Annotated in this window: 12 protein-coding genes and 1 pseudogene; 9 read left to right on the top strand and 4 right to left on the bottom strand. The window is 38.4% G+C overall.

Annotated elements, in window-relative coordinates:
- Positions 1 to 168 precede the first annotated feature (168 nt).
- Both ACN1CD_RS00930 and ACN1CD_RS00925 read left to right on the top strand, forming a co-directional pair.
- Entirely contained in the window at positions 169 to 1452 is a 1284-nt protein-coding gene (locus ACN1CD_RS00930) for a hypothetical protein (protein WP_419128372.1), read from the top strand.
- A gap of 279 nt (positions 1453 to 1731) precedes the next feature.
- Entirely contained in the window at positions 1732 to 2205 is a 474-nt protein-coding gene (locus tag ACN1CD_RS00925) for a hypothetical protein (protein ID WP_419128371.1), read from the top strand.
- A 515-nt stretch (positions 2206 to 2720) separates the two neighbouring features.
- Here the strand turns inward: ACN1CD_RS00925 and ACN1CD_RS00920 are convergent.
- A complete protein-coding gene (locus ACN1CD_RS00920; RefSeq protein ID WP_419128370.1) occupies positions 2721 to 3104 on the bottom strand; it encodes an aldo/keto reductase in 384 nt (127 codons plus the stop codon).
- A 364-nt stretch (positions 3105 to 3468) separates the two neighbouring features.
- Here ACN1CD_RS00920 and ACN1CD_RS00915 point away from each other — a divergent pair, with 364 nt between their 5' ends.
- Genes ACN1CD_RS00915 through ACN1CD_RS00905 form a run of 3 tightly spaced genes read left to right on the top strand, consistent with a single transcriptional unit; the run spans position 3469 to position 7183 of the window.
- Positions 3469 to 3858, top strand: a complete 390-nt coding sequence (locus ACN1CD_RS00915) for a hypothetical protein (protein ID WP_419128369.1) — start codon at positions 3469 to 3471, stop codon at positions 3856 to 3858.
- A gap of 2 nt (positions 3859 to 3860) precedes the next feature.
- Entirely contained in the window at positions 3861 to 6473 is a 2613-nt protein-coding gene (locus ACN1CD_RS00910) for a DUF4132 domain-containing protein (RefSeq protein WP_419128368.1), read from the top strand.
- Positions 6473 to 7183, top strand: a complete 711-nt coding sequence (locus ACN1CD_RS00905; RefSeq protein ID WP_419128367.1) for a HesA/MoeB/ThiF family protein — start codon at positions 6473 to 6475, stop codon at positions 7181 to 7183. Before ACN1CD_RS00910 ends, ACN1CD_RS00905 begins: the two co-directional genes overlap by 1 nt.
- Before the next feature lie 119 nt (positions 7184 to 7302).
- Here ACN1CD_RS00905 and ACN1CD_RS00900 read toward each other — a convergent pair whose 3' ends face one another.
- Positions 7303 to 7905 (bottom strand): hypothetical protein, encoded by a 603-nt coding sequence (locus tag ACN1CD_RS00900; RefSeq protein WP_419128366.1) that lies wholly within the window; start codon positions 7903 to 7905, stop codon positions 7303 to 7305.
- A 30-nt stretch (positions 7906 to 7935) separates the two neighbouring features.
- Positions 7936 to 8190, bottom strand: coding sequence for a hypothetical protein (locus ACN1CD_RS00895; RefSeq protein WP_419128365.1), 255 nt, complete (start codon positions 8188 to 8190; stop codon positions 7936 to 7938).
- Positions 8191 to 8325: 135 nt separating this feature from the next.
- On the opposite strand from ACN1CD_RS00895, the gene ACN1CD_RS00890 reads away from it, so the two are divergent.
- The 4 genes and pseudogenes from ACN1CD_RS00890 (at position 8326) to ACN1CD_RS00875 (ending at position 13131) form a co-directional block, all read left to right on the top strand.
- On the top strand, positions 8326 to 8937 hold the full coding sequence (locus ACN1CD_RS00890) for a GIN domain-containing protein (protein WP_419128364.1): 612 nt from the start codon (positions 8326 to 8328) through the stop codon (positions 8935 to 8937).
- 435 nt (positions 8938 to 9372) lie between these two features.
- Positions 9373 to 10107: pseudogene (locus ACN1CD_RS00885) on the top strand (metallophosphoesterase); the annotation flags it as partial.
- A 624-nt stretch (positions 10108 to 10731) separates the two neighbouring features.
- Positions 10732 to 11646 (top strand): glycosyltransferase family A protein, encoded by a 915-nt coding sequence (locus tag ACN1CD_RS00880; protein ID WP_419128363.1) that lies wholly within the window; start codon positions 10732 to 10734, stop codon positions 11644 to 11646.
- 30 nt (positions 11647 to 11676) lie between these two features.
- A complete protein-coding gene (locus tag ACN1CD_RS00875; RefSeq protein WP_419128362.1) occupies positions 11677 to 13131 on the top strand; it encodes an alpha-L-fucosidase in 1455 nt (484 codons plus the stop codon).
- On the opposite strand, the gene ACN1CD_RS00870 is transcribed toward ACN1CD_RS00875, so the two are convergent.
- Positions 13126 to 13878 carry a class I SAM-dependent methyltransferase gene (locus ACN1CD_RS00870; protein WP_419128361.1) on the bottom strand — a complete coding sequence of 251 codons (753 nt, stop codon included), beginning with the start codon at positions 13876 to 13878 and terminating at the stop codon, positions 13126 to 13128. The genes ACN1CD_RS00875 and ACN1CD_RS00870 overlap by 6 nt on opposite strands.
- Positions 13879 to 13907: the final 29 nt, after the last annotated feature.

Here is a 13907-nt window from a genome sequence, read left to right as displayed (position 1 = left end):
GAATATGAAATAGTAGCTGAAAATATTACAGATTAATCGATTTGTTCTTATCGAATCAACCTAAGTATTAATAGCATCAAATGTTATTAGGAAAAAAAAACAAAAGATGGAAACATATTATTATATTTGAAGATACAAGTAATTATTGTCTCTCTAAGCTCTCAAATCATGAAAAAAAATAAAGGCATTTTTTTCTTAGTCTTTTTATTTCTGTTAACATTTACAATTTCATGTCAAAAAAAAGAAGTACTTAATGATTCGTCAACTAAGCTATTTTCTTCTAAATCATTGTCACAGAAAATGGTAACTAGCGGAGCTGATAAGCAAGTACCAATCGAATGGCTACGTCTACATGATAGGTATTTAAAAGGTATAAATAAACAAAATTTTGAAGAGATAATTCGCAACCTTGATTATTCTTTGTTATATAATGAAAATAGGAAAAATGGGGAAAATTTAATTATTATACCTATAAATAATTTAGTTATCAAACAATTAAACATCAATAAAGACTATCTGAAATTAGATGAAAGAACAATTTTGAATCTCATGATAGTACAAGGTCGAAATGGAAAATTGAGGTGGTCGTCAATCATTGCATATCTTCCGGCCGATGGAGTTAAACGAACCCAACTTTCAAGAAAGACGATCCAAAATATAATTAATGGAGAAAAAGTATCTGATGATGGAATGTTTAAGTTCATTGATTTAAAAGGCAACCTAAAATATCAAATGAGTTATAAGAGCGGAAAGCTACATTCAGTTGGTATTCCAAAGACTAATCTGAAAAACATTTCATATAATCAGGGAAATAGTTCGGCAAGATCTCATTGCCTAAACTGGTTTTTAGATACAATATATTATTATGCCGACGGAAGTACAGAACAGACCTCTGAGTATTTATTTACAACATGTGATGATCAAAATCTACCAGGCGGTGGTGGGGGTGGTGGGAGTGGTGAAAATCCAGAGCCAGAGGAACCCGAAGATGAGACAGAAGAGCCTAACGACCAGGATATTATCGTTTCGGGTTCGTCGCAAAGCTATGAGTCAGAATTTGTAGACGAGGATATTGCAATAGATCCGCCACAGGAAAGTGAAGTGGAGGTTGATGAAAATGGTAATACTATTATTCCGGTACCAGCTGCACTTCCGGTTTTGTATATTCATAGTTGGTCCTATTCATATAGTCCAATTGGCCCTTTTTATATGAAAACTGTAACCATGTCTGACGCAACGGTTCATCCTGCAAATCAGACATATAATACCTCTACAGGTTGGATGACTAAAAATATTACTTTGCTAGATATGCATAAAAATGCCCAAGAGATGGGGACTACTGCAGTATTGAGATGGAACTATTATGCACACACCAGATGGACAAATACAACGACATCTGTAACACGAGTTACTCAACGAGCAAAAACTCATGTGAAGACAATTCCTTTTTAATAAACAATTGCTTTTTTTATTTTAAATTTAACGACCTTTTTGCAAAAAAGAAAATTACATTAATTTGCAGACTTTATAGTCTTATGTAGTATACTTAGTTTAGTTTCTTAGATTATTTACCTTATATATTAACTTTCAACATGCAATCATTTGAAAAATTAATATTTTGGTAAATTGATATGTATTAATTTTATTAAAAAAACAAAACTTTCGTGAAATATTTCTGACGGAGAATCCTAGACGATATAGACGTACGAAAGTTTATTATAAAAAATAAATATGTCACTTATCCCGCCACATAAAAACGACTTAAATGAACTAATATTTGTACAAGGAAGCTTCAATGTCATAGAGGATGAGCTTGAACCTCCGTTAACAGACATAGAATCGAAATTTTCAACTATTGAAGAATGGTTAGTTTACATGTGTACATATGATAAACCGGAGAAACCAATCGGTAAATATAATTTTGGTCTATTCGAGTCACTGAACGAATACGTCGTCACTTTGACTGGAGTAAATACATATGAAGAAAATAATAACTCTAGGATTTGTATAGAATTTCAGCCAGAATATACGTTTTTCAGAATTCCTACGTCATACTGTGGAAGTTTGAGTAGAGAACAGTTATTAAAAAAATTGACAAACGACCTTCAGAACTTTTTAATGACAAAGTACTTCCGTTTTTCATTTTTTATTCAGGCAAATATTATTGTTTTGGAGCCTACAGGGCAAATACTTTGGCGTAAATGATCATGTAATGTTCTTCATTGTAATATAATATGACTTAAGATGATCTTTTACAGGAGGAGCATACTGAGATTGTTAAAGCAGTAAAATTCATTTCATTGTTGCAAATCCTTCGACTACGCTAGTATTGATATTACTTTATAATTATTTATTAATAAGCAACTTGCTACACCTATGCATTTCGCATTGTTAGGCTGTAGCACAGCTTACCTCCAATCCACTTTAATCCGGCCTATCTAATTTTAGAGCTCCACTGAAAAAGTCATCCAACTGGCTTCGAAAGAAAAATTTTCAGCCGTTGTTTTTTGTTTTTTTTTGACAGCAAATAAGAGAGAACCCTTATTGATTTCTATTCAATAAATTACAACTTAGAATGACAATCGCAACTAAAACCTAGATCATTCGACTTATGACTATAGACTGAAGACTCTGGACTAATCAAATAATCCCCATGTCTTTACTACAATAAGCAATCAGTTGTTCATTTTTAGAAAAACCAAGCACTTCCTTCATCAGGTTTAGACGCTTTTCAACGCTGCTAAGACCAGAAGGTTTAATATTGTTTTTAATCTTTTTAAAGATGCTTCGGTTACGGCTCTGATGGTTTCGGGTCTGCTGTCTAAACCTACCGCTGGTCTGGCATCTTTACAACCAAATTTTGTGGCGATCACTACATCTTTTCTAAAAGGTTGTAGTGCCTCGCCAACAATTTCTTCGTTGGTGTAAGGTCCGTAAGCTTCCGCAGTATCAAAAAATGTAATACCTCTTTCAACTGCATTGCGTAGTAACTTGATAGCTTCTTTTTTATCAAGACCTTTACCATCCAAAAAGTTTAAACCCATACAGCCAAAGCCTAATGCGGAAACTTCCAATCCGCTATTTCCTAATTTTCTTTTTTGCATTTTTTTAATTGTATCTAAAACTGAATAAATTTCTAGTACAAAATTCTTGATTGCCGTGCGGTAAAAAGTAGCCCGATTGGTACTTGTTGTAGTCAGATTTTCAAACCTTTACCGGAATTCGGAAAGATCTATCTTTTCTCTTTAAAACAAATGAAACCAAACATTTCACTGGATATTCTGGTGATATTTACTGAAATATAGGCTGTTATGGCATTGTAATTGTAGGCTGTACGCTGGTTGCAGAGTCTTTTTCAGAATGCAATCAATACCTTGTTTGCAACACAGCATCTGGTTTTAAATTTGCCAGACAAAAACAAAATTTGCATCTTGAAATCAAATTTTAAACCGCTATCAATATATCTATATGACGATTACTATTAAAGATGAAACTTTTGCTGGTAAAATCCTTCAGGAGATCCAGCTTCATTTTCAGTCCAACAGCGTAAGCGTATCAGAGATTATCTCCAGCCGCGTAAGAAAAGAGGTTGAAAACTACAACAATAAACTCCCCGAATATTTTAATGGTTTGGTTGAGCCTACAGATGCTGAAAAGACGCTTAACGGATACAAGCTTAAAAACCGGAAACTCATCGATGCCGAAGAACAGGTTTACGTTGCTTTGGATGCCTTTCAAAAAAACGGCTTTTTTGTACTGATCGATAACCAACAGTCTGAAAGCCTGGAACAACAGGTTGAGCTCGGTGAGAACACGGCCGTCAGTTTCATTAAACTAACACCTTTAGTTGGAGGATAGCAATGAACATATTTGATAAGATTAAGCAGACCATAACTGGTGCAAATGAAAAAGTTTCCAGTAGCCTCACCGATTCTACAGGGGCTGAAAATGCGGATTTCAAAAAGGTTATTGTTTCTACCCGGAACGAGTGCCTAAAAATGAACGAACACTTTTATGAGGTGAAGCTCAGCGGTATTGATGTTTACCAAAATGAGGTGCAAAACTGGTCAGATGATAAAAAAACAGATTTCCTGTTGTACTGCCTTAGCGAAACAGATACTTATGCAAAACGCAATAGCGATGGAAGCCCGGAAGAATACAAAGACAATATCGTTAGGGATGCTTACCTAACCCAGCTTCTGCGGACAAAGATCCATTATCAGGATGAAGGCATCATCAGGATCATTGATGCCTTTTTCACCAAAAAAAGGTATGGCAAATGGTGTACTTTCAGCCAGTGGCCGATCGCACTTTTTATTAATCAACTCTTAAACCAGTACAAAGCCAATCAACCGGTTGACGCCGTAAAAGCTGCGCTTGGGAAATTAAAAAATGCCTATACCAGCAGTGATCAGACGGCATTAAAAGAAGTCATCAAAATAAAAGCTAAACTTGATGAATTGCTTTTCGAGCAGTCGGCCACTGAAGCCAAACCGACACTTTTTCTAGGCCAGGATGCGCTTGCAGCATATGCTAACCCGATGCTGCTTGCCATGGAAAATCCAGAAAAACAAATCTGGTTTGACTTGCTTTCCAAAGCCCAGAAAGCAAGTGGCGCAAAACCGAGCAAAAAATACCTTGATGAATGCCACGCCTTGGTTAAGACCCTAGAGACGGATAAATTCAAGAAAATTATCGGCAGCTGGATGGAGTTTGTTACCGCCCACAAGGAAACTATTGTGACGCACACCTCTGGTACCGGGGCACAGGCTTATAACTACAACACAACTGAATTTTTAAGTGGCATCAACCTGGATACCATCAAGGGCCTGGTCTGGATATGCGCACACTTTCATGATCAGAACACACTCAACCTCATCGCTAAGCTGGCCGAACGTTGCTTCCGGAAAATACCGGGCAAAGGCCCTGCTGCTGCAAGCCTGGGGAACGCTTGCTTGTATGCGCTTTATAAATCAAAGGGACTTGATGGAATCGGGCATCTTTCCAGGCTGAAGCTGCGCATCAAACAATCCAGCACCCAGACCCTCATCGAAAAATATATTGCTGAGGCAGCTGCTTTTCAAAAAGTCTCCACGCATGATATTGAGGATATGGCTGTTGAAGATTTTAAGCTCAGCAATGGAAAGCGCAGTTACGCTTTTGAAGATTATAACTGTACACTTGAGATTACCGGCATAGGTAAATCAATGCTTAGCTGGACCAAGCCAGACGGAAGTCCACAAAAAACGGTCCCGGCTTTCATTAAGGAAAAATACGCGCAGCGGCTCAAAAAAATAAAGGATACACAAAAACAAATTGATCAAAATACCTCAGCCCAGAGAGACCGCATTGACAGGCTTTTTAGAACAGGCAGGGTATGGAATTACGAAAACTTTGAAAAGTATTTCCTGCAGCATGGTCTGGTCAGCTTTATCGCTGAAAAGATCATCTGGACATTTACCGACCCTGAAAACCCTGGCCATCCGCAAAGCCTCATTCAAATCGGTCAGGAATGGCAGGACAATAAGGGTAACCGGGTGACACCCAAAAATACTTGTGCAGTATCGCTTTGGCATCCTGCTTTAGCCAGCACTCAGGAAACTACCGAGTGGCGGGCTTTTCTAAACGGACAGAAAATCCAACAACCTCTAAAACAGGCCTACAGGGAAGTTTACCTGCTCACAGATGCCGAAATCAATACCCGCACCTACAGCAATCGCATGGCCTCGCACATTTTAAAACAGCATCAGTTCAATATGCTGGCTAAGACACGCGGATGGAAATACTCGTTGCTTGGCGCTTACGATGATGGCCGTGACAACGAGTCTGCAAAGGTTCATCTTCCCGAATATAACCTTCGTGCAGAGTATTGGGTAAACGAGGTCGCAGCAGACGACGCCTTCAATGATACGGGGATCTGGAACTATATTTCCACCGACCAGGTCCGCTTCATCGATACCTCAAATGAGCAGGTGAAAAACCTGATTGATATCCCTGCTCTTCCCCTTTCAGAGGTGCTCAGGGATGTGGATTTATTTGTCGGTGTAGCGAGTGTGGGTAACGATCCCACCTGGCAAGATTCTGGCGGCCTGCCAGCTTATCGCGATTATTGGACGACTTTCTCTTTTGGGGATTTATCAGAGGTGGCTAAAAACAGGAAAGAAATCATTACGAATTTATTGCCGCGCCTCAAAATCAGCAAAGTTGCACAGATCAAAGATAAGTTCCTGGTGGTACAGGGTGCCTTGCGGACCTATAAGATCCATTTGGGAAGCACTAACATCCTGATGGAACCCAATGATCAATACCTCTGTATCGTGCCTGATCGAAGCCAAAAAAACCATACCGAAAATCTTTTTATACCGTTTGAAGGTGATGCAGGTTTATCGGTCATCCTCTCCAAAGCATTTTTGCTCGCCCAGGATGATAAGATCACCGATGCCACCATTACCTCTCAGATCAACAGAAGTTAATGCAGCGGTACCAACAGCAAATCCTGGTGCCACAGGTACTCAAGGAAGGGCAGGAAAAGATCGGCAATGCTAAAGTGCTCATCATTGGTGCAGGTGGCCTGGGCGTGCCCCTTGCAACTTACCTGGCTTCGGCCGGTGTTGGCCATATCGGCATAGTGGATCAGGACACAATTTCCATCACCAACCTGCACCGCCAGTTTCTGTATACCACAGCAGACCTAAACAAAAACAAAGTAGACATTTTAAAAGAAAGGCTTCAGCAGATCAATCCTGAAATACAGATCACTGGCTATTGCGAAAAGCTGGATGAAAACAATGCAAGAGAATTGATTGAAAACTACGGGATCTTATGCGACTGCACAGATGATGCTGAAACAAGGATACTGATCGGGGCAATCAGCGCTTTGCTGCATAAGCCCTTGGTATATGCAGCAGTGCTGGAATGGACGGCCTATTTGACGGTGTTGAACCATAAACAAGGGATCAAACTCGAGCATATCTTCTCCAGTCAGGCCCTGCGTGAAAATGACCTCAATACCTGTAACAATTCCGGTATTATCAATACCACCTGCGGAACAGCTGCTACAATGCAAGCCTCAGAAGTTTTAAAAATAATCCTTGACCTTGAGAGCAATCTGGATGGCCGGCTACTCTGTATGGATACACTGAACAACATCTTTAAATCCTTCAAGATACAAAAGTCCTGCTAAGATGAACTTAAAGATTGCCGATGATAGTAAGGTCTATTTTAGTAAAAGCGGTGAAGAACTTGCTCCAGAATATCCCAAGCTGAGGAATTGATCATTGAGATTTAAACGTTTCTTGCGTGCTACTTTCGCTTAGTGGTAACATAAATATCTATTTTATGCAAGGAATTACCATTGTCGTTATCATCAAACTTATAATGGTTAGCAAGGATGGTAGACATATAAATTTTGGTTCCGTCTTTGGTTGTCCAGGAATCAGATCTTCCCAGGCCTCTGTTGGTGTTGATTTTCGCCAAATCTGTCAGATCGTCCCTAGCTTCGGATGCACCGAACCGGGCAGTGAGTTCCTTTAACACAAGGTTATATTTTCTAATCAGGGCTTTATCAAATTCGATGGACTGGGCGGCTGGCTTTCCGTCTTCAAAATTCCTAGGATCCCAGCAGTATTGGATTTCATGAATAACAGAGTCTTTTTTTGTAAAAATATAATTTATAGTGAGATCGGGAATGCCTTTTTGTGCTCTCCTGTATAGTATTGGCATTTCCATCCCGCCAGGAATAATGATATCGCCTCCTTTTTGATAAACCTTGCCTTTAAGTTTAGTTTCCAGCCTGATAAAATCACTCATTTTTTTACCATTTATGTCGGTATTAATCTCTTGTGAAAAAGCAATCGTGATTTGAGAAAGCGACAGGGTCAGCATTGCGAAGAATATTTTTTTCATGATAGGACAAGGTATTAAAAATTCTTCTTTTTAAGAATAAGGCGATAAATGTTTACGCAAATGCTTTGTAGCTGGCTGATATTCTGCCCCTATTCTACGCTGACTGGTATTTGAAAAGCTTTCTAGTCTGGTAAAAAAGTGCTCAATTAACCGTAAGTCCTGTGTTACAATTTCAGCATTTCCCTTTAGCTCTTTATCTAAAGGAAGTGTTTTCTGATAAGAAGTTTTCAGGCCCTGGGAAGCAGTACGTGTAGATTTAAGTAAATCTGGATAGAGAATTCGCAACAGTTCGTCTAGAAATTACAGGCGTTGGTCTAGCGGTTACTGACACTGGTATAATACATGGTTTTTGCCTGCAACGTTTGATGTATGGCTGCGTCTTAATAACAAACAATAGCAAAAACCTAAAATATAAAAGATATGAAAACCTTAGCAAAAACATTATTCGCAGCAGCATTAACAGCAGTATTATTTACTTCATCAGCAATGGCAACTTTTGCCGCTGAGCCAGTTAAAGCAGAAACAAAAACTTCTTCATTATCAAAATTTAACAGGATCTGGGTGAGCGGGAATGTGAAAATCATCTTAACACAAGGTGACAAGCAAAATGTAGCCGGTGCGAGCAACTACGACGCTGCAAAAACCTCCGTATCAACTGATGGGAAAACCTTATTTATCAATTCCATGGAAACCAGCCAGGTAACACTTAATATTACCGTAAAAGATTTGGAAAGAATTGAAGCTTATGGTCAATCTGTCGTGGTGACCAGCAATAATTTCGATGTAAAATACCTTCAGTTATTTTTAAGCCAGAGTGCTACAGTAAGGATTAAAACTACAGCAGGCAGTTTATACACCATCGTTAAGGATGATGCAGTATTGAAATTAAACGGTACTGCTGATCAAAGTACAATGATCGCTAGCAACATGAAAAATGTAAAATTAGCTGACTTTGCTAGTCTCAAATCAGAATCATATGCTTCTGAAAGCATTATGGAAGCGGAGCAAAATGCAATGGTGTTAGCAAAATAGCGAATATCGATCAGATAAGTTAAAGCTGCATTTAAGCGGCTTTTTTGTAAGAACATTAATCATATAATTTATAAAAGATGATTTGTGAATATAAAACTTTAGTTTATTATGCCTGGTTACACCATTTTTAAGGCTTGCTATTCACTTAAATCATTACCATTTTCAACTCATATTTAGGTGTAGTTTTAGTGTGGGCCTATTGGGGTTCTAGCGCAGTCCTAAGGCATGATAGTCGCATTTTAAGGCATGTTTAGTTTAACGTTATTTCCAGGGAGTTAGAAAACAATAAATTCTCCTTGCTATTCATGGAATTAAAGATATTGGCGCCTGCTTTAGATAAGTTTACCAATGTGATTAATTCGATAAAAATTGCGTATTTTAATGAGGTAAACATTTTCATAAAACATGACTTTTCAATAGGCGTCTGATTTACATTTAGAGTTCCCAGAAAATTATGATTATCTGAAGAAATTCCCAATTCAACCTAAAGCCGATGTACTGATTTTAGCTGGTGATATTGTAACTTTTAGCCAGTTTGAAAAACGTATAGATTTTTTCAATTATGTTTCAGATAATTTTGAACAAGTGTATTGGGTTCCGGGGAATCATGAATACTATAACAGCGATATCGCCAGATGTTCTGGGTCCCATCAAGAGCACATCAAAAACAATGTTCACCTGGTCAACAACGAAACAATCAAAGCTACAGATTACGATCTGATCTTTTCAACAATGTGGTCTCACATTAGTCCCCAAAATGAAAGACAGATATTGAGTGGAATGTCCGATTTTTATGTGATCCGGAATAATGGGCAAGTTTTCAGGCCAGCGGATTACAATAAAATACATCAGGAAAGTTTAGACTTTATTCGGAGCGAGTTATTAAATGAAAACGGGCAACAGAAGGTTGTCGTTACGCATCATGTACCAACTTTAATGAACTATTCCGCCAGATTTTTGGGAAGTATGCTAAATGAAGCATTTGCAATAGAGTTAAAGCAAATGATAGAAAAACATAATCCTCTATGTTGGATACATGGTCATCACCACCAAAACACCGTACCTTTTAAAATAGGCCAAACGACAATGCTCACCAATCAGCTTGGTTACGTAAGATCTGGAGAGCATATCAATTTTAGTGTGGCCAAATTGCTCAAGGTGGCGATCTAAAGAGTTTCATATTAGCTATCATCAAAATTTTCACTCGGTATGTTATCAATAAAAGGCTTAAGGTATCGAAGCGTGGTAAATTTCGATTAGGTGCTCTCGATATTAATGATGGTTTTAGTCAGCTTGATTTTTACAGAGTATCAATCCATTATTACATTACAGGTTATTAAAGCGTTTCTTAATATTCTGATGGACAAAGTAATAGCGCTTTCACTAGATATACCTTAAATATTATATTAAGATGAAAACAATTTTATCTGCAGCCAAAAATTATGCAAATTACATTGTTTTGGCTGTAGATAAATATAATTTTAGTTCATTTTCACTAATAAATGCTGCAGGCCCTAACATACGGCTTTCACTGATTAGCCGGAATCCACGAAATCCAAAATCAGAATTTTGCTATCGCTTCATTCGTTTAGTCCGATTTTTGATCAGCATGATACCATTACTCATCATAACTTCAATTTTCACACATATTTACCCAAGGGTAAAAAACATAGGTAAACGAAACAGATCAATCAATTTATTAATATATTTTTGCATTCAACCCATAATGAAACTCAAAGTTTGATCTAGTGAAGGTTGCATTAAAAAGTTATAGGTAACTTCTAAAATCAAAGCATGCAAAATCTTGCCCCAATTGCCCTTTTTGTTTATAACCGTCCGCGGCATACCGAACGAACATTAAAGTTTTTGCAACAAAATGAACTTGCAGCAGAAAGCAGGTTATTCATTTTTTCTGATGGGGCAAAAAATCCTCACGATGAAGACAAGGTAGCAGAGGTGAGATCAATTATCAAGAAGATTGAGGGCTTCAAATCGGTAAAGATTTTCGAAAAAAAAGAAAATTCAGGCTTAGCCAATGCTGTCATCGCTGGGGTAACCAAGCTAATTGATGATTATGGGCAAGTGATCGTTTTTGAAGACGACTTAGTAACTTCTCCTCATACGCTTACCTATTTCAATGAGGCCCTAAACCGCTATCGCAACGAAGATAAGGTGATGCACATTGGCGCTTATATGTATCCGCTAAAAACTAAAAACCTTCCGCAATCATTCTTTTTTAGGGCGGCCACCAGTTGGGGATGGGCAACATGGGGGCGGGCCTGGAAAAACTTCGAACCAGATATTGATACCCTGATTAGCCAATTTGATCATAAAAAAAAGGCGGCTTTTTCTATCGATAACACGATGAACTTCTGGAAGCAAATGCAAGAATTTAAGAAAGGCAAAAACAATAGCTGGGCCATTAGGTGGTACGCCTCTATCTTCTTAAAGGGCGGCTTAACCTTAAATCCGTCACAATCATTGGTTAATAACATTGGTCATGATGGTACGGGGGTACACTCTGGCATAAACGACATTTACAATGTGGCCATAAACCCAAAACCAATTACACAATTCCCCACTGTTATCGAAGAAGACAAAACCGCTTACGAAGTGATCAAAGCTTTCCTGGCAAACAGAAAAGGTAGCATTGCTAAAAGAATCAGGCGATTTGTCAATGAAAAACTCAGTCAGTATTTCTCAAAGTAGCAACAATATTATTTTTTGTATTTTAGTCTGATGATGAAGCCAATATTTCTATTTCTCCTTCTTATTTCTGCAACTGTTTATGCACAGGATCCACCAAAACCGTATGGAGCCTTGCCTTCAAAAAGACAATTGGCCTGGCACGACATCGAAGTGTATGGGCTGATTCATTTTACGCCAACCACCTTCGAAAATAAAGAATGGGGTTTCGGCGATGCAGATCCGAAAACATTTAATCCAGGCGATTTTAATGCCGGACAAATAATAACCGCAGCAAAAGACGGAGGTTTGAAAGGCATTATACTCGTGGCAAAACATCATGATGGCTTTGCACTTTGGCCTACAAAAACAACGGAATATAACATTACAAAAAGCCCTTATAAGAATGGTAAGGCAGATTTGGTTAAAGAAGTGGAGCAGGCCGTTCGAAAAAATGGATTGAAGTTTGGCGTTTATTGTTCACCCTGGGATAGAAATAATGCCCTGTATGGCACGGATAAATATTTAGCCATCTATCAGGCACAACTTAAGGAGCTATACGGAAATTATGGTCAACTTTTTATGAGCTGGCATGATGGAGCAAACGGTGGCGACGGTTATTATGGCGGTGCCAGGAAAAAAAAATCAATAGACAACACCACGTACTACGATTGGAAAAATACCTGGGGGATTACCCGTAAAATGCAACCCATGGCAAATATTTTTAGTGATATTGGCTTGGATATTCGTTGGGTAGGAAATGAAGATGGCCATGCCGCCGAAACCAGCTGGGCAACTTTTACCCCTACGGCTCCTGATGGAAAAAATGAAGCCGTTCCCGGGCAGGCTAACTATCCGCAAAGCCCTGGTGGCATAAGAAATGGAAAATTCTGGATGCCTGCCGAATGCGATGTTCCCTTGAGGAAAGGCTGGTTTTATCATCCTGCAGAACAACCAAAAACACCCGAGCAATTATTTGATTTATACTTAAAAAGTGTTGGCCGTGGTGCAGGATTAGATTTAGGATTAGCACCCGATACCAGGGGCCGATTACATGATGATGATGTTGCGGCATTGAAGGGTTTCGGCGATATGGTGCGAAATACCTTTGCTAAAAACCTGGCTAAAAATGCCATAATTAAAGTAAGCAATGTACGCGGGCAGAAATTTAAACCTTCTTTACTGTTAGACGGAAATAAACAAAGCTATTGGGCAACAATTGATAACGTACATCAGGCCAGCCTGGAATTGGATTTGAAATTAAAACAAACATTCGATATCATAAGTCTTCAAGAATTTATCCCCCTCGGCCAAAGAATAGAAGCTTATAACATTGAAATTTTTGAGAACAATCAATGGAAAAAAATCTATAACGGCACAAGCATTGGCGCAAAGCGATTAATCAAATTGGATTCAGCAGTAACCACGAACAAAGTCAGAATCAATGTCACAAAATCGCCGGTTTGCATTACGCTGAGTGAAATTGGACTTTACAAGAAAGCTTTATAGCGGTTTCTTTGCTTCCAGAATAATGTATGGCGAAAGGCCTTGACTCTCAAAAGGGATAACTTTAGTTAACAATTTACCTGTTAACCATACTGCTTTTTTGAATAATCGAACGCCTGCTGGTTTTTGACTTTCATCTTCTAACCACACACTAAAACGACCGAAATAGCCAGACCTAACTTCTTTTAACCCTGCTTTTTCACAAATTGATTTTAGTAAGGCAGGATCCATGCTATCGATATTGTGTTTATCGTAGTTTTCCTTATCAAAGTTTTTCTGAAACCAGCCATTAACCGATTTAAAATTTGGCAAGGTGATGAATAAGGTTCCGCCCGGTTTAACAAAAGTGATGTGGCGATTAATGATGTCGGCAGTATCGTTAAAATGCTCAATTAAACCACAGCTTAAAACCAAATCGTATTGCTGCTCTGGCTGATAGCTAAATAAATCAGTCTCAATGATGTGAATGTCTTTTTCATTTAAGCCATTTTTTTCCAGCAATTCATTTACCACAGGCGGGTGAACGAAGTAATCTAAAAGCGTAACCTCTAGTTTTAGATATTTCTTTAAAAACACCGCATAATAACCAGGGAAACCGCCCAATTCGATTGCTGTTTTTACCTTATTTTGCTCAACAATCTCAGCCAGTTGGCGATGAAATAAATAATTCTCCGGAAGTTGAACCGCAAGCCCTTTTTTACGTTCCCAATAATTTACCCAAAAAGCCCTGTCGGTTAATAAATTTGCCATGTTTCAACTAATTCCAACCTCAAAGAAAC

The sequence above is a fragment of the Pedobacter sp. N23S346 genome (assembly GCF_048515415.1).
GTDB lineage: Bacteria > Bacteroidota > Bacteroidia > Sphingobacteriales > Sphingobacteriaceae > Pedobacter.
The sequence above is the reverse complement of the archived record's forward strand: the minus strand, read 5'-3'. Positions and strand labels throughout refer to the sequence as shown.